Source organism: Mycobacterium intermedium (assembly GCF_002086275.1).
In the GTDB taxonomy this organism is placed as follows: Bacteria; Actinomycetota; Actinomycetes; order Mycobacteriales; family Mycobacteriaceae; genus Mycobacterium; species Mycobacterium intermedium.
The window spans coordinates 1-20408 of record NZ_MVHT01000106.1; the positions used below are offsets into that span (position 1 = coordinate 1).

The 20408-nt window shown below is 65.7% G+C and carries 22 protein-coding genes and 1 tRNA gene; 10 read left to right on the top strand and 13 right to left on the bottom strand.

Features of this window, described 5'->3' with window-relative positions; all coding sequences use genetic code 11:
* Positions 1–85: 85 nt before the first annotated feature.
* Positions 86–1291 carry an arginine deiminase gene (gene arcA / locus BST27_RS26115; RefSeq protein WP_069418650.1) on the bottom strand — a complete coding sequence of 402 codons (1206 nt, stop codon included), beginning with the start codon at positions 1289–1291 and terminating at the stop codon, positions 86–88.
* An 80-nt stretch (positions 1292–1371) separates the two neighbouring features.
* Here arcA and BST27_RS26120 point away from each other — a divergent pair, with 80 nt between their 5' ends.
* Entirely contained in the window at positions 1372–1968 is a 597-nt protein-coding gene (locus tag BST27_RS26120; RefSeq protein ID WP_197518092.1) for an alpha-ketoglutarate-dependent dioxygenase AlkB, read from the top strand.
* Here the strand turns inward: BST27_RS26120 and BST27_RS26125 are convergent.
* From BST27_RS26125 to BST27_RS26135, 3 genes are read right to left on the bottom strand one after another with little or no spacing between them, the layout of a single operon-like run.
* Positions 1965–2621, bottom strand: coding sequence for a DUF5642 family protein (locus BST27_RS26125; protein ID WP_069418651.1), 657 nt, complete (start codon positions 2619–2621; stop codon positions 1965–1967). The genes BST27_RS26120 and BST27_RS26125 overlap by 4 nt on opposite strands.
* A 40-nt stretch (positions 2622–2661) precedes the next feature.
* The gene (locus tag BST27_RS26130) at positions 2662–3357 is read right to left on the bottom strand and encodes a DUF5642 family protein (protein ID WP_069418652.1); all 696 of its coding nucleotides are present in this window, start codon (positions 3355–3357) and stop codon (positions 2662–2664) included.
* 3 nt (positions 3358–3360) lie between these two features.
* The gene (locus BST27_RS26135) at positions 3361–4353 is read right to left on the bottom strand and encodes an acetyltransferase Pat (RefSeq protein ID WP_069418653.1); all 993 of its coding nucleotides are present in this window, start codon (positions 4351–4353) and stop codon (positions 3361–3363) included.
* An 84-nt stretch (positions 4354–4437) separates the two neighbouring features.
* Between BST27_RS26135 and BST27_RS26140 the strand changes: the two genes are divergently transcribed.
* The gene (locus tag BST27_RS26140; protein ID WP_069418654.1) at positions 4438–5184 is read left to right on the top strand and encodes a class I SAM-dependent methyltransferase; all 747 of its coding nucleotides are present in this window, start codon (positions 4438–4440) and stop codon (positions 5182–5184) included.
* A 34-nt stretch (positions 5185–5218) separates the two neighbouring features.
* Here the strand turns inward: BST27_RS26140 and BST27_RS26145 are convergent, their stop codons facing one another.
* Both BST27_RS26145 and BST27_RS26150 read right to left on the bottom strand, forming a co-directional pair.
* Positions 5219–5470 carry a hypothetical protein gene (locus tag BST27_RS26145; protein WP_069418655.1) on the bottom strand — a complete coding sequence of 84 codons (252 nt, stop codon included), beginning with the start codon at positions 5468–5470 and terminating at the stop codon, positions 5219–5221.
* A 105-nt stretch (positions 5471–5575) separates the two neighbouring features.
* Entirely contained in the window at positions 5576–6412 is an 837-nt protein-coding gene (locus tag BST27_RS26150; RefSeq protein WP_069418734.1) for an alpha/beta fold hydrolase, read from the bottom strand.
* A gap of 144 nt (positions 6413–6556) precedes the next feature.
* Here BST27_RS26150 and BST27_RS26155 point away from each other — a divergent pair, with 144 nt between their 5' ends.
* A complete protein-coding gene (locus tag BST27_RS26155; RefSeq protein WP_069418656.1) occupies positions 6557–7117 on the top strand; it encodes a hypothetical protein in 561 nt (186 codons plus the stop codon).
* On the opposite strand, the gene BST27_RS26160 is transcribed toward BST27_RS26155, so the two are convergent.
* Positions 7039–8709 carry an FAD-binding protein gene (locus BST27_RS26160; protein ID WP_069418657.1) on the bottom strand — a complete coding sequence of 557 codons (1671 nt, stop codon included), beginning with the start codon at positions 8707–8709 and terminating at the stop codon, positions 7039–7041. The genes BST27_RS26155 and BST27_RS26160 overlap by 79 nt on opposite strands.
* 114 nt (positions 8710–8823) lie before the next feature.
* Positions 8824–9285, bottom strand: a complete 462-nt coding sequence (locus BST27_RS26165; RefSeq protein WP_079220081.1) for an SRPBCC family protein — start codon at positions 9283–9285, stop codon at positions 8824–8826.
* A gap of 73 nt (positions 9286–9358) precedes the next feature.
* On the opposite strand from BST27_RS26165, the gene BST27_RS26170 reads away from it, so the two are divergent.
* From BST27_RS26170 to BST27_RS26180, 3 genes are read left to right on the top strand one after another with little or no spacing between them, the layout of a single operon-like run.
* Positions 9359–9688 (top strand): ArsR/SmtB family transcription factor, encoded by a 330-nt coding sequence (locus BST27_RS26170; protein WP_069418658.1) that lies wholly within the window; start codon positions 9359–9361, stop codon positions 9686–9688.
* Entirely contained in the window at positions 9685–10170 is a 486-nt protein-coding gene (locus tag BST27_RS26175; protein ID WP_069418659.1) for an SRPBCC family protein, read from the top strand. Before BST27_RS26170 ends, BST27_RS26175 begins: the two co-directional genes overlap by 4 nt.
* Positions 10167–10793 (top strand): maleylpyruvate isomerase family mycothiol-dependent enzyme, encoded by a 627-nt coding sequence (locus tag BST27_RS26180; RefSeq protein WP_069418660.1) that lies wholly within the window; start codon positions 10167–10169, stop codon positions 10791–10793. The genes BST27_RS26175 and BST27_RS26180 overlap by 4 nt, the downstream gene beginning before the upstream one ends.
* A gap of 3 nt (positions 10794–10796) precedes the next feature.
* Here the strand turns inward: BST27_RS26180 and BST27_RS26185 are convergent, their stop codons facing one another.
* Both BST27_RS26185 and BST27_RS26190 read right to left on the bottom strand, forming a co-directional pair.
* Positions 10797–11678, bottom strand: coding sequence for a haloalkane dehalogenase (locus tag BST27_RS26185; protein ID WP_069418661.1), 882 nt, complete (start codon positions 11676–11678; stop codon positions 10797–10799).
* Positions 11679–11691: 13 nt separating this feature from the next.
* Positions 11692–12495: an enoyl-CoA hydratase/isomerase family protein gene (locus BST27_RS26190; RefSeq protein ID WP_069418662.1), complete on the bottom strand. Its 804-nt coding sequence runs from the start codon at positions 12493–12495 to the stop codon at positions 11692–11694.
* Between the two features lie 105 nt (positions 12496–12600).
* Between BST27_RS26190 and BST27_RS26195 the strand changes: the two genes are divergently transcribed.
* The 3 genes from BST27_RS26195 (at position 12601) to BST27_RS26205 (ending at position 17106) form a co-directional block, all read left to right on the top strand.
* Positions 12601–13230: a cutinase family protein gene (locus BST27_RS26195; protein ID WP_069418663.1), complete on the top strand. Its 630-nt coding sequence runs from the start codon at positions 12601–12603 to the stop codon at positions 13228–13230.
* A 96-nt stretch (positions 13231–13326) separates the two neighbouring features.
* Positions 13327–15924, top strand: coding sequence for a flavin-containing monooxygenase (locus BST27_RS26200; protein ID WP_069418664.1), 2598 nt, complete (start codon positions 13327–13329; stop codon positions 15922–15924).
* Positions 15925–15990: 66 nt separating this feature from the next.
* Entirely contained in the window at positions 15991–17106 is a 1116-nt protein-coding gene (locus tag BST27_RS26205; RefSeq protein ID WP_232007236.1) for a dihydrodipicolinate reductase, read from the top strand.
* A 114-nt stretch (positions 17107–17220) separates the two neighbouring features.
* Here BST27_RS26205 and BST27_RS26210 read toward each other — a convergent pair whose 3' ends face one another.
* Complete coding sequence (locus BST27_RS26210) at positions 17221–17505, bottom strand: hypothetical protein (protein WP_069418665.1); 285 nt, start codon at positions 17503–17505, stop codon at positions 17221–17223.
* 91 nt (positions 17506–17596) lie between these two features.
* Here BST27_RS26210 and BST27_RS26215 point away from each other — a divergent pair, with 91 nt between their 5' ends.
* Positions 17597–18904 carry a cytochrome P450 gene (locus tag BST27_RS26215; protein ID WP_232007237.1) on the top strand — a complete coding sequence of 436 codons (1308 nt, stop codon included), beginning with the start codon at positions 17597–17599 and terminating at the stop codon, positions 18902–18904.
* Between the two features lie 50 nt (positions 18905–18954).
* On the opposite strand, the gene BST27_RS26220 is transcribed toward BST27_RS26215, so the two are convergent.
* Both BST27_RS26220 and sepX read right to left on the bottom strand, forming a co-directional pair.
* A tRNA-Ala gene (locus tag BST27_RS26220) sits at positions 18955–19027 on the bottom strand.
* A gap of 50 nt (positions 19028–19077) precedes the next feature.
* A complete protein-coding gene (gene sepX / locus BST27_RS26225; protein WP_069418666.1) occupies positions 19078–20121 on the bottom strand; it encodes a divisome protein SepX/GlpR in 1044 nt (347 codons plus the stop codon).
* Positions 20122–20408 lie beyond the last annotated feature (287 nt).

A 20408-nucleotide genomic window follows, 5' to 3' on the forward strand; every position in this document is an offset into this window, starting at 1 on the left:
CGACGGCCCGCGCTCAGCGAGATTGCCGTGACGGCTGCGCTTTGGCCGCCGACCACAACCGTGGCGGCCATCTCGACGAAAACCACTAAAGAGAGTCCCGGGCGACCGGACACGACATGCACCGGGGGCCGCCGCGGCCGGTCCCCAACTCGGACCCGGCGATGGTGAGCACTTCGATGCCCGCATCGCGCAGTCTGGCGTTGGTCTGCACGTTGCGCTCATAGGCGACGACGACGCCGGGCGCCAGCGCCAAGGTGTTGTTGCCGTCGTCCCACTGTTCGCGCTCGGCGACGTGCGGGTCCCGTCCGGTGTCGATGACGCGCAGCTTGTCGATCCCCATCGCGTCGGCCGCGGCATCCACGAAAGGCGCCGCATCGCTGATCGTTACGCCGTCCGGCGTCCGCTTGATGGTGAACGCCGAGAGTGAGTCAACGACGTTGGCGTACATCACCACGGTGTCGACGTGGACCATCGTGCACACCGTGTCCAGGTGCATCTGCGCACGCTGCTGAGCGATCGGCACGGCCAGCACCGTATGGGCGAGATCGTCGTCAAACAGGCTGCGCGCCAACGCCTCTGCCCCGGCCGGGGTGGTCCGCTCCCCCACTCCGACGGCGACCACGCCGGGGGCGAGCAGCAGCACGTCACCGCCCTCGACCGGCGCCGCCCGCGATTCGAACGCCTTGCGCACACCGGTGAACCGCGGATGGTGGGCGTAGATCAGATCGGTCAGCGCCGCCTCGCGTACCCGTGCCGGCAGGGCCAGTGACGGGATCACGATCCGCGGCCCGATCCAGATCGACGAGTCCCGGGTGAACACCAGGTTGGGCAGCGGATCGATGACGAAATCGTCGCCACGATGCATCCGCAGTACCAGTGAGTCGTCGGTTCGAGTCTCGGGCGGCAACTCGTCGAACGTCATACCCGCGGTCAGCACGTGTGCCAAAGCCGCGGGGTCGAGCCCGCGTAGATGCGCCGAGAGTTCCTGCGCCAACGGAACTCCGAGCCGACGCACGTCCACCGCGGAGGCCACGCCCTGCATCCGCGCCGCGCCACTGTGCTGCAGCGCCTCGGTCAGCAGGTCGGCCAGCAGCAGTATCTCGACGCCGCGCGCACGCAACAGCTCGGCGAATTGGTCGTGCTCCTCCTGCGCCCGCGAGACCCAGGGCAGCCCGTCGAACAGCAGCTGGTCGTTGTTGCGGGGATTGAGTCGCTGCAGTTCGGCCCCGGGTCGATGCAGGATGGCGACGCGCAACGCCCCTACTTCGGAATTGGACCCCAACTCGACCACAGATAAACCGTAGCGGCGGACGGCTTGCCGGTCGCGTCACACGCCAGGTGATCGAACTGGTGTGCGATAGAATGGGCGTCGTGGCGATCGCGGTACAGGGCTCGCTATTCGAGTACAACGAGCGCAGACAACTCGGTGACGGCGCCTTCATCGATGTTCGCGCCGGTTGGCTCACCGACGCCGACGACCTGCTCAGCGCGCTGCTGACCACGGTCCCGTGGCGCGCCGAACGGCGCCAGATGTACGACCGGGTGGTCGACGTGCCGCGCCTGGTCAGCTTCCACGACCTCTCGGTCGAAGAACCACCCCATCCGCTGCTGTCACGACTGCGCCGCCGACTGAACGACATATACGGCGGCGAACTGGGCGAGCCCTTCAGCACCGTCGGCTTGTGCTGCTACCGGGACGGCTCCGACAGCGTTGCTTGGCACGGTGACACCATCGGCCGCGGCAGCACCGAGGACACCATGGTGGCGATCGTGAGCCTCGGCGCCACCCGCACCTTTGCCATGCGCCCACGCGGTGGCGGCGCGTCGTTGCGCCTGCCGCTGGCACACGGCGATCTGCTGGTCATGGGCGGATCGTGTCAACGCACCTGGGAGCATTCGGTGCCCAAGACGTCCACGCCCACCGGTCCGCGCGTCAGCATCCAGTTCCGCCCGCGCGGCGTGCGTTAGCCGCGAATTGCCGCCACGGCCTTGACCAGCAAGTCGCGGGCACGCTGCGTATCGACCTTGGCGACGGGCCGATCGGGAATCACCAGCGGGTTGGCCACCACGATCACCTGGAAATCGCCGAAGCGGGCGGAGTAGTCGTAGAGTTCGCCGGTGCGCGGCGCCCCGGCGACCACGGCCTGCAGCACGCGGTGAATGCCCAACGTCTGCGCCCGGTCGATCGTGGGCGCCTCGACCTCTTCCATGCCGCCCCTGATCTGCGCGCCGACGAAGGCCACCTTCTTGCAGTCCGGCCCGGGGTCGTTGGTCGGCAACGGCTTGGAAGTCTCCACCGCGATCACGACGAACCGATTGCCGTTGCCCTCAGCGGAGATTGCGGCCATATTGCCCTGCAGGTCCGGCGGCATCTCAGGCCCAGCCGCCACCTTCGCGCAGTTGGGCGGATCGAACTTGAGTCCCTCGGGGAGTTTCCGCGCGGCGAAGAACTGGGGATCGATGGCCCGGGGGGTGACGTCGGTGATCTTGAACTCCGGCCCGAAGCTCGACTTGACGTCGAAGACCTTGTTGATGTCAGCGTTGACCGACTGAGCCGAATGCGCGGGCGAGCAGCCGACGACCAGACACGCCGATGCGATCGCTGACAACCTCCTCGACACCCTGCTCGACACCTGGGCCACGCTACCCACAGCGCGGCGCTCAGCCCCTTAACGTCGCCACCGTTTTGACTAACAGATCGGCCACGAATTGCGAGGGCAGCGGCGGAAGCATGGACCCGGGGTCCGTCGTGAGCGTGGTGAACGCGTAGTGGCTGCCGAGGTACGCGATGAACGTGTATGTCCGCGCGTCGATTTGGGTCCCGGACTCCACCGAGGTCTTGACATCGGCCACCATGCCGACGGTGGGCGCGCCGTCGATTGGCGGGGCATCGAGGAGGCTGACGCTGACCGTCTTGCGCCCGTCGGATCCGGTCCACCGCCCGCAGGCGGCGACGACGTCGGAATCCAAGCTGACCTGGCCTGACCGCAAGCTCACCACCACGGCGTTGACGATGCCGCCCGCACCCGACCCGGACACCCCCTGGGCGGATTGCTCGCGCCCGTTGCCCGGGTCGGCCAGCGCGGCGCACTGCGGCGGATCGGCCGCGCCGGCCCGAAGACCCCAGATCAGCCGCGGTGAAGCGTCGCTGGGGATGGACCGGGTCACCTCATAGCCGTCCGGAAACTCCCGCGCCACCCGCTTGATGTTGGCGGGATTGATGCCGGTCGCCTGCGCACCTGACGACGCTGCCGACGACGACGGAGGTGGTGCCGACGGGCGCGAGGGCGATTGTGCGCAACCTGCCACCGCAAACGCCACGACCGGGCTCAGCCACAATGCCCATGGTGGCCGCATCGGTCAGCCGACCGCCTCGATCACCTGCCGGGCGACCCGCTTGATCTGTTCGGCCATGTCGCGTCCGAAACTCAGGTCACGCGGTCCGGGCACGTCGATGACCGTGGTGATCACACCGATGTCGTCGCGCTGCCAGACGGCGCCGTGCCGGTCCATGATGGTGCGCATCGGCAGGTTGTCGGAAAGCATTCGCGCGGAGAACTTTTCGATTCCGTCCACCCAGGCCGCCACGGACAGCGCGGAGATCAGAAAGGTCCCGATGCCGCGCCCTTGATAGGCGTCGGCCACGGTGAACGCGATCTCAGCGACCGTCGGGTCGTCATGGTCGCGGACAAAGCGAGCGTCGGCGACGGGGTCGCCGTCGTCGACCACCACCCAGACGAAGTGGTCGACGTAGTCGACTTCGACCAGGTAGGTCATCATCGCCAGGTTGGGGGTCCGGGCCGACATGAACCGTCGGTAGATCGTCTCGCTGGAGAAGTGCACATGCCCGTGCACGGTCCGTTCGCTATCGCCGGGCAACACCGGGCGCAGCATCAACTCGGCGCCGTCGCGCAACCGTACCGGGATCGGCGTGATGAAGGCCGCCAGCCGCTGACGGACCATGCGCAGCAACCGCGGCATGACTTCCGGGATGTGAACCAAGAGTTCCAATGCGTCCTTGCCGCCGATCCAGCCCGTCAGCGGCTCGACCGTGGTCACCGTCGCCGTGCGCGGAATGTCACGTAGCAGCGCGATCTCCCCCACGATGGTGCCGGGCACCACCAACTCGACGATCACCACTCCGTCGTCGCCGACGTGGATGACCTCGGCCGTGCCAGACGAGATGAGCAGGAACGACACCGCTTGTTCGCCCTGCCGCATCAGCACCTGTCCGGCGCCGGCACGCAGCGGCGAAAGGACTTCCGCCAAGGGTTTCAGCTCCTCGGCGGGGCATCCTTTGAAGATGTCCATTCCCGCGAGTTCTTGGGCCCCCGCGCCGGTCAATTCGGCCATCCCGTCTTTCCGCGGTCTAGATCCGCTTCAGGTTATGGCGTCCGTCGTTGTGCGGGCAAGGATGCGCACTAGCCTGGACCGGAAATGAACGCCGACCAGGATCCGCTCGAGTTGACTCGTGGCCTGCTCAACCAAGGCGCCACAGTGCGACACGGCTTTTTGGATGTGCTGGGTGAAGCCACCAGTTCTCCGGCGCCGACCTTCGCTCAGCGGGCCATGAACAGTTCGTTCGTCGCCACGGTGTACGAGCGGTTGTGGCGGCCGACCTCGTTCTACCTGGCCAGTGGGGTCACCACGGGCGCCGAGCAGCGCCGCGCCGCGCAGGCGCTACACGTGTCGTCGGCGACGAGGTTGCTCGACGTCGCTTGCGGCCCGGGCAATTTCACGGCCCCGCTGGCGCGGCAGCTTCCCGCCGGAGGTCTGGCGGTGGGATTCGACATCTCCGAGGCGATGCTCACCCGTGCCGTCCAGGACAACAGCGGGCCGCAGACCTGCTATGTCCGCGGCGACGCCCGCCAATTACCTTTCCGTGACGAAACTTTCGACGCTGTCTGCTGTTTCGGTGCGTTGTATTTGATGCCGGAACCGTTCCGGATCGCTCACGAGATGGTGCGGGTGCTGCAGCCGGGCGGCCGAATCGCAATCCTCACCAGCTACTCCGGGCAAGTGCCGCCCATCCGGCACGCACTGACCGCGACGGCCGCGTTGATCGGGGTCACCATGTTCGACCAGGACAGTTTCGTCGATCTTTTCGCCTCGGCCGGCCTGGTCGACGTGGAGCAGCAAACCCAACGCGTGCTGCAGTTCGTCACCGCGGCAAAGCCCGACTAGGAACGCACAGCCCGACTAGGAACGCAAAGCCCGACTAGGAAGCGGCCGCGCAGACCCCCAGCAGCCTTACCACCGGCGTTCCCGCCTCGTACTCCAAGACCCAGGGGTCGCCGCCGTCGACGGGTTCCGACGTCAGCGTGATCATCACGGGCTGACCATTGCGCCGGCACATCTGCGTGCAGTCGACCTGGAACAGTCGGTAGTCGTCCCCGTCGTGCACCGCCAGTGAGAAGCCCGGTTCGACGGACTCCACAGGTAGTTTCTGCAGGTAATACCTAGTGCTCATGCCCCGACAGTAAGGGCGCCGAGAACCTGTGTCCTGCGCGAAAACACGGTCTTAACAGATGTTCAGCTGATCTTCGGAAGATCATCAGGTTCCTGACAGGAAAGGCTATGCGCGCCGGGTTGCGAAAAACTCCAGCAGCAGGTCCGCGACGGTGTCCGGGTGTTCGTCGGGCAGCCAGTGGCCCGCGCGGCGCAGGATCTCGAACCGGTAGAAACCGGTGACGTGGTTGCCGCAGGTGTGCGCGGCCCGGTCCAGGATGTACGGGTCGTTATCGCCCCAGACGTACAACGTCGGGACGCTGACCGGTCCGACCCGCCCCGACCACGGCATCGCCCGATACCAATTCAGCGCGGCGGTGTAGGCACCCGGTTCGGCCAGGGCCCGCGCGTCGCGGTCGGCGAACTCGAGGCGTTGACCGCCCGCCTGCATCATCGCCGACAGCCTCGCACCTTTGCCGTCCCGGCCGAGGTACACGCGCTCCGGAATGCGCGGCAGCTGGTAGAAGTACACGTACCAAGACGCCATCCCCTGCTGCCCGGTCAGCAGCGCTCGCCGCAGCGCGCGTGGGTGGGGCCCGGACAGCGCCGTCAGGGTGATCAGCCGGTCGGGGTGGCTCGCGGCAAAAGCCCAGGCCACCAACGCACCCCAGTCATGCCCTACCAGGTGGACCCGGTGTGCGCCGCTGGCGTCGATCAAGGCGCCGACGTCGTCGACCAGTTCCGAAACGCGATAGTCGCGCCGTCGCGGCGGCCGCGCCCCGGGGGAAATCCCGCGCTGGTTGGGCGCCAGGCATCGGTAGCCACGCGCGGTGAGCAGCGGGATAACTCCGTCCCAAGCCGAGTTGGTCTGCGGGTGTCCATGCAGCAGAACCACCACCGGCCCATCCTCTGGCCCGCTATCCCGAACGTCGAAAACGAGTTGTCCGCGCGAGAACTGTTCCATCAGGCCATCTTTGCGCACCCATGCAGCGGTAACGAGAGGGACCTAGCAGGAGCTAGGTCACATGTTGTGGTACTTGCACTTCGACTTCAAGCGGCTTTCCTTTAGTAGCGTTTACGACATGGTCAACGGTCTGAGGCACGCGCCATGAGCGTCGCGGCATTCGTCCTGGGCGTCGTCGCAACCGTCCTTTCAGTGGCCTCGCTCAGCTGGCAGTCGATCGACTTCGCGCGACGGAGTCCACGGCCGAAATTGACGCCGTTGGTAGGGCTGATGACGCCCCACGGCTTGGTGACCAACGACGCCAGCGCCGATGTGCGCGAGGTGATCACCGATGCCGAGGGGAACCTGTCCGCCGGTCCGTTCATCATCGGAGTCAAGGTCGTCAACACGGGTCGGACACCCTGCTACGTCGACGGGTGGGCCGTGCGCGCCGAACCGAGCGGCACGTCGCTGGTGCCCGTCGAAAAGCCGATCGGCGGCGACGAGGTTCCGCTCGAGATACCGGCTGGCGGCAGCGCAATCTTCATCACCGAACTACAGCACGCGCGGCGGTTCGCCCAGGTCGCCGGGCGCGTCGCGGGTCAGCCACCGCAGATCGTGCTGGCGGTGACCTCCGGGGCACGCACCTACGTCACCAAACCCGTTGCATCGGGGCTGTTTTCGCTGGGCCCAGACGCCGGCTCCGAAGACGACTCCGACGACTGATTCGCGGCGTGCTTCCCGGCGCGACGGCCGGAGAACACGCAGTCGGAGATGGACAGGCCGCTGACGTAGGAGTTCGAGGCGACGCCGACCGCGGATCGGCCCGCGCTGTAGAGACCGGGGATAGGCGCGCCCGATCCGTCCACGACGGCACCGGTGACCTCGTCCACTCGCACGCCGCCGAGGGTGAGCATGGGCGTGGGATTGACCAGGCTGGGCCGGACGGAGATGTTCAACAGCGTGAACGGCGGTTTGGCGATCCGTCGGGTGAAATCGGGATGCTTTCCCACGGGATCCGGTGCGCCCGAATCGATTGCGGCGTTGTGCGCGTCGACGGTGGCCTGCAGGCCGTCCGGGTCGATGCCCGCCTTTTGCGCGACTTCCCGCAGCGTCGCACCGCGTTTCGAACCGGTGAGCAGCAGCGCGGTGGTCTGCAGCCGCTGGAACCACAATGTCTGACCGATCAATTGCCGGCGGGCTTCGCGCATCAGCGCGGCGTCGGCGAGAAGCCAGGCTTTTGCATTGTGGTTCCGCACTATTGCCTGTCCGACCGCCGCGCCGTACCGGCTTTCGTCGATGACCCGCCGTCCCTGTTGGTCGACAATGATGGCGTTGATGAACGCGCTCGGCGGCGTGATGAACCGCCACGCCGACACGTTGTCCATGCGCTGGGTGACGGCCCCCACGCGTTCGGCCAGCGCGATGCCGCTGCCGTCGTCCCCGGCGGTGCCCAGCGCGAGGCCGTGCTTGAATTCCGGCGCGTAGCGTTCGATCCATTCGGTGTTGGCGATGAATCCTCCGGCACAGATGATCACCGCGCGACGAGCGGTGATCCGGATGGTCTGGCCGTAGCGGTGTTCGAGCTTCCTCAGCCGGTATTCGAGCGCGCGGCGCAGCGGGGGGTAGTAGACGCCAGGCTTCGTCGATACCGCGGCCATCTTCGAATACAACCGCTGAATCCGCTCCGGCGCGTGGCCCATCGTTGTGGCCTCCACACCGGTGACGCGGCCGGTGGCGTCCTGCAGCAGCTTGGTGACCGTCGTGTGCGGCCGGAAGTCGACTCCGTGCGCCAGCGCCGAATTCAGCAGTGGCGCATACAGTTTTTTACCCGAGGTGCCCTTGCCTTTGACCCGGTGCCCACGCTGGACCGGCGGCGTGTGACTGCGGAAGGCGCCCGCGTTCTCGCTTCCGGAGTGATACAGGTAGTACCGGTTGGTGGGGTAGGACGTCTTGTAGGGACACAGCGTCGAGTCAAACGGGACGCCCTGCTCCTTGAGCCAGTCGATCATCTCCGCACTGCCACGAACGAACGATTCCAGCGTCTGTTGGCTGACGACGTCGCCGACTTCCAGGCGTAGGTAGGTGAGCATCTGCTCGGCCGTGTCGGCCACCCCAGCCTCGCGTTGCACCGCGGTACCTCCGCCGGCGTAGATGATGCCGCCCGAGATGGCCGTTGCGCCGCCGCCGTTGGCGCGGTCGAGGGCGATCACCTCCGCACCCTGCTCGCGCGCGGTGATTGCTGCGCTGGTCCCCGCCGCGCCGAAGCCGACTACGACGATGTCCGTGGTTTCGTTGAAGTGGTCTGAGCTGCCCATCGCACTCCTACCCCCGTTTGACGTGGTGATTGACGGCCGGGAGCAACATAACAGGTTCTAGTGCTGCGTCAACAGGCTGAACAGCCCGTTCTTCTGCGCAACTGTAACGTGTTCTTACTCCCGTTCGGCCACGACCTTGATTCGCTCGAGAGTTTCTCGGATGCCGCGCCGGAGTTGCTTGTCGCGCGGTAGCGGCAGCTCGGCGATCCGGCTCGCGATGGAACACCACAGAAATCGGTAGGACTCGGTCAGTTCGGTGCCCTCACCAACTGGTCGAAGCTGGTAGCGCCACGACGTTTCCTCCCGCCCCTTCGGGTTCAAGGTGGTGAACGAAAACTCGCGTCCGAGGTCAGCCACCGTGATGACCGCATCCCGGCGCCAACGGATCAAGCCAATCCGGTTGTGCCCCCGGAACCGGGCGCCTACGGCGGCGGTCGTGGCCCCGTCGAGCCATTCCGAGCGATGGCATTCCGGGCTCCACTCGCCCATTCGCGTGATATCGCTGACGAGTTGGTAAACGCTCAGCGGTGCCGCGTGGATCTGGACACGCGCCTCGCCGGAGGTCGCTGTAGGCAATGACCCGTCCTCCCCGGTGCTCTGTGCATCAAGTTACGCTCTGGGCCTTAGCGTAAGTGTAGGCTTACCGTTAGTGGTGACTTACGAAGTAGAAGATGCCTGGGGGGCTCTGGCAGATGCCACCCGCCGAACGATTTTCAAGCGCCTGGCGGGCGGCCCGATGGCCGTCGGCGAACTGGCCCATGGGCTGCCGATCAGCAGGCCGGCCGTCTCGCAGCACCTCAAAGTGCTCAAGCGCGCCGGACTGGTTGCCGACCGGCCAGTCGGCACCCGCCGGATCTACCAGCTGAATCCGAAGGGCCTTGAGGCGCTCAGGTCGGAGCTCGACGTGTTCTGGGAGAAGGCTCTGGACGCATACCGGCTAGTCGCAGAAGAGAACCAGGAAGAGGGGGAAGCAGGATGACGTCATCAAGTGTGCCGCCGATCCGAAAGAGCGTGGTGGTCAACACCGGTGTGGAGCGCGCGTTCGCGCTGTTCGTCGACAAGTTCGACGCCGTCAAACCGCGCGAGCACAACCTGCTGCCGGTCCCGATCGACAAGACCGTGTTCGAACCTCGCGTTGGCGGGCACATCTACGACGTGGGGGTTGACGGCAGTCGATGCGAATGGGCTCGCGTCCTGGTTTACGAGCCACCCTCCCGGGTGGTCTTCTCCTGGGACATCGGGCCGACCTGGCAGCTGGAACACGACCACACCAAAACGAGCGAAGTCGAAGTGCGCTTCGTCGCCGAGTCCGCTGATCGCACGCGGGTCGAGTTGGAGCATCGCCACCTGGACCGCCATGGCGCTGGGTGGAGATCCGTGGCCGACGGAGTCGACGGCGACGCCGGGTGGCCGCTGTACCTGCACCGCTACGCCGAGTCAACGAGGGAGGCGATCCAATGAGCACGGACACAAAGTCGTTGATGGACTTGGCCTTCCAGGAGCGGTCGGACCTCGCGGCGTTCCTCGAGACGCTGAACCCGCAGGACTGGGAATCCCCCAGCCTCTGCCGAGGCTGGACGGTCAAAGACGTTGTCGCACACGTCATCAGCTACGAAGAGTTGAACTGGTTCGGCTTGGTCAAGCGGTTCGTCAAAGGCGGTGTCATCCGCGCCAACGAGGTGGGGGTCAAAGAGTTCTCCGCGAAATCGCCTGACGAGTTGATCGCCTTTCTGCGCAAACATCTACGCCCACAGGGCCTTACCGCAGGATTCGGCGGGATGATCGCGCTGGTCGACGGAACTGTTCATCACCAGGACATCCGTCGTGCACTCGGTCGCTCCCGAACGGTTCCGCCCGAGCGTCTTGCTCGCATCCTGCCTCTGGTGCCGGGAAACCCGCGCCTCGGCGCGGGCCGGCGCATCAGAGGCTTACACCTGCGGGCGACCGACGTCGACTGGGAACACGGCAGCGGGCCCGACGTCTACGGCCCCGGCGAGGCCCTGTTGATGGCGATGACGGGCCGGCCGGCCGCTTTGCCAGAACTCACTGGCCCCGGGCAAGCCACCTTGGCCGCACGCCTGTGATACCTATAAGTCGTCGATGAAAGCTGCTACGGCCCTGCCGATTTCAGGTCCGGAGTCTTCCTGGATGAAATGTAGGCCGGACACGGTGATTTCGGTCTGGTCTGGCCAGGAGCGGCAGAACTCCCGTTGCGCGCCAACGAGAATGATGCCGGGGTCGGCGTTGATGAAGAGCTTCGGGATTCCTGGGGTCGACGCGAAGTAGTCCGCATATTCGCCGACGACCCTTACCACCTGGGGCGGCTGCCCTTCGATCGGGATCTGGCGTGGCCAGGTCAGCGTCGGGCGACGCTCCTCACCCGGGTTGGCGAACGGGCGGCGATACTCGTTCATCTCCTCGTCGGACAGCTTGCGCTTGATGGAGTTCGGCAGGATGGCCTCGACGAACAGGTTGCGGTTGAGGACCATGTCTTCGCCCGCCTCGGAACGCAACCCCTGGAAGATGCGACGTGCGGCCTCGGGCCACTCGTCCCAGCTGTCGAGTGGCCGCACGATGGCCTCCATATAGGCGATCCCGCGAACCCTGCCGGGATGGCGTCGCGCCCAGTCGAACCCGAGGGCCGAGCCCCAGTCGTGAATGACCAGCACGACTTTTTCGGTGTCGCCCAGGACGGCGTCGAGAAAAGCGTCGACGAACTTCTGGTGACCCGCGAGGGTGTACCCGGGGTCGTTGGGTCCGGGAAGTTTGTCCGAGTCACCCATGCCGATCAGGTCCGGAGCGATACACCGGCCTTTGCCGGTGAGTTCGGGGATGACGGAGTGCCACAGGTAGGACGACGTCGGATTGCCGTGCAGCAGGACGATCGGGTCGCCCGTTCCCTGCTCGACGTAGGCCATGCGCCGGCCGAGAACCTCCACGTATTGCTTGGAATCTCCCCACTGGCTCATCGGTCTCTGCCTTTCACTCGATGCGACGGCCGACGAAGTTGGGCCGGCGCTTCTCCAGGAACGCGGCCACTCCCTCGCGCCCGTCCGCAGATTCGGAGTTGGCGACGATCCCGTCGGCTTCATCGGCGAGTTGTTGGTGCAACGTCGCGTTCGACGACGCGTTCAGCAGCCGCTTGACCGTTCCGAACGCAGCCGTCGGGCCCGATGCGATCCTTTCGGCGAGCTTCTCCGCGGTGGGCCTGAGCTCCTCGTCGGCCACCACTTGGGTCACCAGCCCCCAGTCGAGTGCTTCGGCGGCCGTGAGCGCCCGGTTGGTGATGGCCAGTTCCGCGGTGCGCCGGTGGCCGATCACCCGCGGCAGGAACCAGGTGGCGCCGCCATCCGGCGACAGACCCGCGGCCGTGTAGGCCATGGTGAACTTCGTTGCTTCACTGGCGATCACGAGGTCCGCACCCGCCACCAAGCTCAGCCCGGCACCGGCGGCCGCGCCGTGGACGGCGGCGACGACGGGAGCGTCGAGCGCCGCGAAGGCCTCGACGGCCGCATGCACGTCGCCGGCCAGGGACTCCAGGGCGGCGCCGATGTCCTCGGAGGACGCGAAGTAGCTCAAGTCGCCGCCGACGCAGAACCGGGGGCCGTTTCCGCTGAGCAGGACCGCGCGGACGTCGTCGCGCTTTTGGAGCGACTCGGCGACGTCGCGCAGTGCACGACCCAGTGGCGCATCCATCGCGTTGCCGGCGTCCGGCCGGTTGAGAGTCACTCGGGCAACCGCGTTGGCGATTTCGAGGGTGACTGGATCGGCGGCGATCGATGACATCAGGCGACGCTCCTCAGCATGTCCGGGTGATTACCCACAGGACCATACGGCCACGGTCTTTCACGTCACAGCGGGCTCTAAAGTTCGATTCGTAATATCGGCCGGATGACGCTCGTTGCTAGGAAATCGGGGGGATATCGTCGCCCGGCAACCGTCGCCCTGCTCGGGGCGACATTCGTCATGGGCCCGGCAATCATTCCGACCGCAGCCCTGCTCCCGGTCGCGTCGGCGGATTGCCCCGGCGCCGAAGTCGTCTTCGCTCGCGGCCGTGAGGAGCCGCCCGGGGTCGGCGCCGTCGGCGATGCCTTCGTGGGTTCCTTGCGCGCCAAGACCGGCGTCTCGATCGGGGTGTACGGGGTGAATTATCCGGCCAACATCAACGCCGCCGCCGGTGCTGCCGATATCAGCAATCACGTTCAATCCATGGCGAAAAGTTGCCCCAACACCCGCATGGTGATCGGCGGCTATTCGCTGGGTGCGACGGCGGCCGACATGGCGGCCAGGGGGATGATTCCGGCGGGTGTCAATCAGAATGTCGCGGCGGTCGCACTGTTCGGCAATGGCGCCAAGCGACTCGGCCCGCCGGCAGCCTTCGCCGGGAGGACGATCGACCAGTGCGCGGACGGCGACCCGATCTGCGGCCGAGGGACCGACTGGCCGTCGCATCTGCAGCCGTCGTACATCGACTCGGGTCTGGTGGATCAAGCCGCGAGCTTCGTCGCCGGCAAGCTCTAGGCCGCGGCAGCGCGTCCGGTCTAAAGCGCCTGCCCGATCAGATCTGCTGGCCATTGCCTGCTATCTAAAACACGCCCAAGCGGCGATGATAGGCGCATGAGTGACGTACATCACACGGATGTCGTGGTCGTGGGTGCGGGCTTCGCCGGTCTGTACGCCGCGTACCGGCTTCGACTCACCGGTCATTCCATGCGCATACTCGAAGCCGCCGACGACATCGGCGGCACCTGGTACTGGAACCGATACCCCGGGGCCCGTGTCGACATACCCAGCGTCGACTACATGTACAGCTTCGACCCTGACTGGTCGCGCGACTGGCAATGGTCGGAGAAGTACGCCACGCAACCCGAGATCCTGCGCTATCTCAACCACGTCGCCGACAAGCACGACCTTCGTCGCGACATCCAGTTCCGCACCCGCGTCCTGTACGCGCACTGGGACGACGACCTGTCGGGGTACCGCGTCGGCACCGACCGCGGCGAGGAAATCACCTGCCGCCACCTGGTCATGGCGACCGGCTGCCTCTCCCGACCCAAAGATCTCGACATCAACGGCATCGAAAACTTCACCGGCGAGATGTATTTCACCAGTCGCTGGCCCCACGAACCCGTCGACTTCACCGGCAAGCGCGTCGGTGTCGTCGGCACCGGGTCATCGGGAATCCAAAGCATCCCCCTCATCGCCGAGCAAGCGGCGCAGCTAGTGGTTTTCCAACGCACACCGTGTTTTTCGATCCCCGCCCACAACGGACCGATCTCACAGGAGAAACTCGAGCAACTGGCCGACGACGCCGCCTACCGGCAGGCGGCGAAATACTCCTTCGGCGGGGTGCCGTTAGAACGCACCATCACTCCGTCGTTCGCGGTGTCCGCCGAGGAACGTCAGCAACGCTACGAACGGGCTTGGCAGCGCGGCGAATTGCTCGAAGTGCTCAACCTCTATACCGACACGATGAGCAACCCGGTGGCGAACGCCGACTTCGCCGAATTCATCCGCGGCAAGATCCGCAGTATCGTGCATGACCCGCAGACAGCGGAAGCGCTGTGCCCCAAGACCTATCCGGTTGGGTCGAAACGGCTGTGCCTAGACACCGGCTACTACGAAACATACAACCGGCCCAATGTGCGGTTGGTCGACCTGCAGAAACAGCCGTTGCTCGGTGTTTCGGAGACCGGAATCGACACGGCCGGTGAATCTTTCGCATTTGACACGATCGTGTTCGCCACTGGATTCGACGCCATCACTGGTGCCGTCGCGGGCATCGACATCGTCGGCCGCGACGGAGTTGTCTTGAGGGACAAATGGTCCAACGGCCCATCGACATACCTGGGTCTGACGGTCGCGGGATTTCCGAACTTCTATCTCATCGCCGGCCCCAACAGTCCCTCGGTGCTGTCGAACATGGCGGTGTCGATCGAGCAGCACATCGATTTCGTCGCCGACGCGTTGACCTACCTGCGCAATCACGGCCTTGGCCAGATCGAACCCACCGAGCTCGCCGAGGCAGGCTGGATGCAGCACGTTGACGACGCCGCGGCGATAACGCTTTTCCCGCAAGCGAACTCGTGGTACGTGGGCGCCAACATACCCGGCAAGCCGCGCGTCTTCATGGCCTACACCGTCGGTGTCGACTTCTACCGGCTGACCTGCGACGAGGTGGTGGCGCGGGACTATCTGGGCTTCAGGTTGTCCGGCCCCGGCGGCTCGCACTGCAACGACGGCGTCGTGCGCCGGTTGCAGCCCGATGTCCAGATGGTCCTGGAGCAAACGGCGCTGTTGAACCTGCCTCCGTTGGAATCGATGGGGGCCGACGGGCTGCGCGCCTTCTTTGACGAGGTCAACCTCGCCCGCCCACCGGGCCCGGAGGTCGGCGAGATCGCCGACGGAACCCTGCCCGGGCCGGCCGGCCCGCTCGCCTATCGCCTGTATCGGCCTGCGAGCGAGGGGCCGCATCCCGTCGTCGTCTATTTCCACGGCGGCGGCTGGGTTTTGGGCGACGCCGGCTCAGACGATCCGCTGTGTCGTGACTTGTGCGTGCTCAGCGATGCGCTCATCGTGTCGGTGAACTACCGGCACGCCCCTGAGCACCGATTTCCGGCTGCCCACGACGACGGCTGGGCGGCACTGCAGTGGGTGGCGGCTCACGCCGAAGAGCTAGGCGGCGTGCCCGGCCGGCTGGCGGTGTGCGGGTGGAGCGCGGGCGGCAATATCGCGACGGTGGCGTGCCGGCTCGCCAGGGACGCGGACGGGCCGAGGATCGTCGGGCAGGTGTTGCTCACCCCCGTCACCGATACTGACGTCACCCGCGGCTCCTACGTCGAGAATGCCGAGGGCTACGGTCTGACCGCCGCGCTGATGCGTTGGTTCTTCGACCAGTACTCCGACCCGAACGTACGACACGATCCGCGACTTGCCCCGCTGCGCGCGGCCGATCTGTCGGGCCTGCCACCAGCAACGATCGTCGCGGCAGATTTCGACCCGTTACGCGACGAGGGCGTCGCCTACGCCGAAGCCCTTGCGACAGCGGGGGTTCCGACGCAGGTGGTGCGGGCCCGAGGTCACACGCACTTGTCGGTACCGATGGTCGACGTCGTCGTCTCCGGAGCTCCGATCCGGACCCAGATGGCCGATGCGCTGCGCGGGTATTTCGCGGTCGACGCCGCCAAGGCGGCGTCAGCTCAGCCGACGGGGTGAGCTGACTCCGACCGCCGAACCGCTTCTGGTAAGTCTTACTAGTGGACATACAGTGAGGCGGCTCTTGTGACTCCATCCCCTGGCTCCGCGACCGCGAAGCGTCGCGTGGTGCATGTCGGCACCGGCTTGACGGGCAGCGTGGCACTGCGCGCGATCATCGACGACCCCGCACTCGAGTTGATCGGGGTCAAGGTGTCCTCGCCGACGAAAGTCGGCGTCGATGCCGGCCAACTGTGTGGACGGCCCGACGTCGGCATCGCAGCCACCGATGATGTCGCCGCGGTGCTGGACGCCAAGCCGGATTGCGTCGCCTACTGCGCAACGGCCGTCAGGCGTGAGGACGAAGCGATCGCCGACATCGTCGGCTACCTGGAAGCCGGCATCAATGTCGTCACCATCTCCGCCATCCCGATGGTGTATCCCCAAGCGGCCCCGGCGAAATGGCGCGATCCGATCGAGCGCGCCGCGCGCGAAGGCAACGCGACCTTTTATGCGACCGGATGCGAACCCGGATTCGTGAGCCTGAACCTCCCCACCGCATTGCTGACCGGGGCCGGTGTCATCGACACCTATCGCATGGACGAGTACGCGCTGGACCTCGACCTCGCCTATCCGATCTGGGAAGTGCTGCACGAGTCGATGGGCTTCGGGAAACCGGACGGCCACGTTCCCATCCGCATCGCGTCAGGCAAGGTGCACAACGACTGGGGACCCGTCGTGCGGTACATCGCTGACACGCTGTCGGTCGACGTTGAAGACGTTGCGCTGGATTGGGAAACAATCCTGGCCCCCGACGATCTCGACACCGCGCTCGGGGTGATTCCGGGTGGCACCATCTGCGGGCACCGCTGGCAACTCGCCGCCGTTTGCGACGGGCGACCGGTCGTGTCCGTCCAATACTTCGCGACCGTGACCTCCACACCGTGGCCCGAGACGTGGCCGCGCCCAGCACAGCCCGGCCAGGGCGGCATGGTCTTCCGCATCGAAGGCTCCCCCAGCATGACCCTCGCCCTCCGTCTCGACCCTGCGAAAGGCGACAAAACCAACCCCGGCGTCGCGGCAACGGCGTTGGCGGCGGTCAATGCGATCCCGGCTGTCATCGATGCGGCACCTGGCCTCTTGGATGCGCCGTTGGCGGGGCCGTCGATCGTCACCCGGCAGACCCGACTCGGCACTTCCTGAACCGCTGGCGATTCGGGCTAGCGCACTTGAGTCCGTCTAGCAGTGCGTTGACCAACAACGACACCGCGCGGTGTGACGCGCTTCCCCCCAACCCGGTCAGCGTTTGATGACGCGCTAATCAAGACCGTGGCCGACGCCGGTTGACTTACCTCGCATGTAGTTGGCCAGCAGATAGGCGGAGTAGCCGGTGCCTGCTGCCGGAGTGAGCGTGCGTGTCCTGGGGTGCATCATGCTGAGACCGATGAGCGTCGCTATTGCGCCGTTGATGTAGACATGCCTGCGGGTGTGGTTCTTGAACCCGAGGGTTCGGTTGACGGGCTCGAACAGCGCAGGCGCAGCGAAGTGAGCTAACCCGATGCCGCTGGTGAGGAGTCCGTAGACCAGACCGGTACGCGCCATTTCTCGCTCGCGCTCCCATCGTTGCCCGCGCCACCGAGCGGCGTTACAGTTTGGCTGTCGATCGTAAACTGTGCTGCAGGGCAGAGATGACGTGACAGCAGGCTCTCCGGGCATCGTTGAAACAATCAGGCCGTTCGCCAATGCGGTGCGCTTGAACCTAACAGCGGCAGTGCGGACCCGCCGGCGCGGTTATCGGGGCTGGACCGGAGCGGTCAACACCGACTATGACCCGCTGGACGGCGCTACCGCAGCGCAGCCGTTCGATGCCTATCGTGCCCTCCATCGCGGTGGCCGCGTGCATTACAACCCGAAGCGTTCGACGTGGATTTTGCATCGTCTGGAAGATGTCAGAGCTGCGTTACGTGACACGGACAGCGTGACCAGCAGTGAGGGTGTCACCCGGATCAAGTTCACTGCTCCCCTTGCCGTCCTAACTGATGGTGAGGAGCATGCACGCCTACGCAAGCAAGTGCAGCCAGGGTTCAGCAAGGGAGCCATGGACAGCTGGCAGGGAATGACGGACAAGCTTGCTCTTGAGTTGGTTTCGGAGTTGCTGGCCAACCCCGGCTCTGATGTCGTACGGCAGCTCGCCATACCGATGCCGATCCGAATGATCGCCCAGATACTCGGCGTGCCCGAATGCGACGTTGCGGATTTCCGGCGATGGTCCGAGGACGCCGTACGGATCATGGACCTCTCGCCGACGCCTAAAGGTGTTGTCGGCGCTGCGAAGTCGATGACCGCCGCCGCTGCGTTGCGGCGCTACTTCTTTCAGCAGTTCGCCGCTGGGGGCTTGAAGGGGTCCGAGACGGTTCTTGGCAGATTGCTCCAACACAACACCGATGGAAGTCTCACCAACGAACAACTATTCGTCATCGCTATTCATCTGTTGATTGCAGGCAACGAAACAACCACCAATCTGCTGGGCGGAATGTTCGACACCCTGGCACGCAATCCGGACCAGTACAGCCTGATTCGCGCGAATCCTGACCTCATCCCCATGGCCGTGGAGGAGCAACTGCGAATTACGACCCCGATACAGAATCTCTATCGCTACACCCGCGCCGACTACAAAGTGGGTGAGGTCACGATCCCGAGCGGGTCGCGCGTGCTGCTGTCCTTCGGGGCGGCAAATCGCGATCCGTCGTTGTTCGAGAACCCCGACGAGTACCGGGCGGATCGAAACCCTCGCATGCATGTGGCGTTTGGCTATGGCACTCACATGTGCCTTGGCGCACCTCTCGCCCGGATGGAGGCTCAGGCGGTGCTGAGGGAGCTTGTCACCCGCGTTTCCCATATCGACGCGGTCGGCGAGACCACCTGGTCCACCAACAGTTCGCTTCGTGGGCCAACGCGCCTCGCGGTCAAACTGACGCCCGCAGAATCGTTGTCAAACTAGTCGGGATTGTCCGCTAGGAGGGGAATGCCCTCTGATCTGCACAAACTCTGTGGAGCTAAGGGGATTCGAACCCCTGACCTACTCGATGCGAACGAGTCGCGCTACCAACTGCGCCATAGCCCCTGGTCGCTAGCAGGCTACCAGCCGAAGCCGCGATGAGCCGAACCGCGGCCCTACTGACCGACTGCCCGCGGGAGATCGCGTGGCCATCCGTAGTTGCGCACCGGCATCGCGTAGTCCAGGTGCTCGAAGATCGGGTCCTCGTCGTCGATTTCCAAAACCACTGCACCCGGGCGGCGCAGCCGTGCCGGCACCACGTCGTAGTCGCGGTCGTACGCGTTCTCGACGCCGAGCCGCGCCCGTGCCATCCGCTGCATCCGACGGCGTCGCACCTGCTCCTCGATCCGGGTCTGGCGGCGCAGATACCCCAGGTACATCAGCGTCACCGCGGTGGCGGTCCCACACACCCACCAAGCGGACGGGGTCACTTCGAAGGCCGTGATGGCCGAACCGACCAGGACCACCGCCATCGCCATCAGGACGCGCCGGCGGAACCGGTACTTGCGAGCGCTGACCACCGCGGCGGTCTTGTTGTCGAACCGGCGTCGCCGCGATACACCGGGGGTGAAGGGCACCGGCCCGTCGTCTTCCGCGCCGTCGTCCGGAGGCTCCAAACCCGAAGAGTCGTCGACGTACTCGTATTCGTCGTCGCGCAGTTCCGCCTCGACCTCTGGTTCGGTGGATTCCTCCGCCGGCTCCTCGACCGCATCGTCGACCGGATCGGGCTCTGCCACCAACTTGGGCTCGCCCAACCGGACGCTTTCGCCAGGCGGCAGCGCCGACGAGTCCTCGACGACGTCGACGTCCAAGTAGTCCGGTTCGCTCGGCTCGGCGTCCCGCGCGACGGCCATGACCAGCGGGCGAGCGCGTCGCAGCTGGTCGGTGGGGGCGTCGTCGTCCTCGTCGTGTTCGTCGGAGAAGTCCGAATCGGCGTGCTCATCTGCTTGCCAGTCCGGGTCACTCTGGTGGCCCGCCGCGGGCCCGCCCCGGCGCTTGAGCAGCCGCGAAGCCGCTGCGCCGTTGAGCACCCTGGTCGCCAGCGCCACATCGCTGGTGCGGCGCACCGCCTCCCGCTTGCTGATCAGCATTGGCACCAGCACGAACAACCAAAGCACCACAAGCGATATCCACAACAACGACTGCGGGATGCTCGGCATGATGACCTGCTCTCTTCGGTTCCGCTGCCCCGCGAGGCTGGATCGTCAGCCACCGCGGCCGGGTCTGTTATGACCAGGGCAATTACACACCTGTAATTCACCTCGTTCAAGCATCACACGCCACATATGTCACGTTAGCCACAGGAATATTTCGGTTTCCTCACCCCCGCGCGCCACGGGGTGCGGCGAGATTGCCGCTACGGTCGCGCTTCGCGCCCCCACCACAACCCTCACGGCCATCTCGCCGCAAAAGCTCCCCCTGCGCGCCACGGGGTGCGGCGAGATTG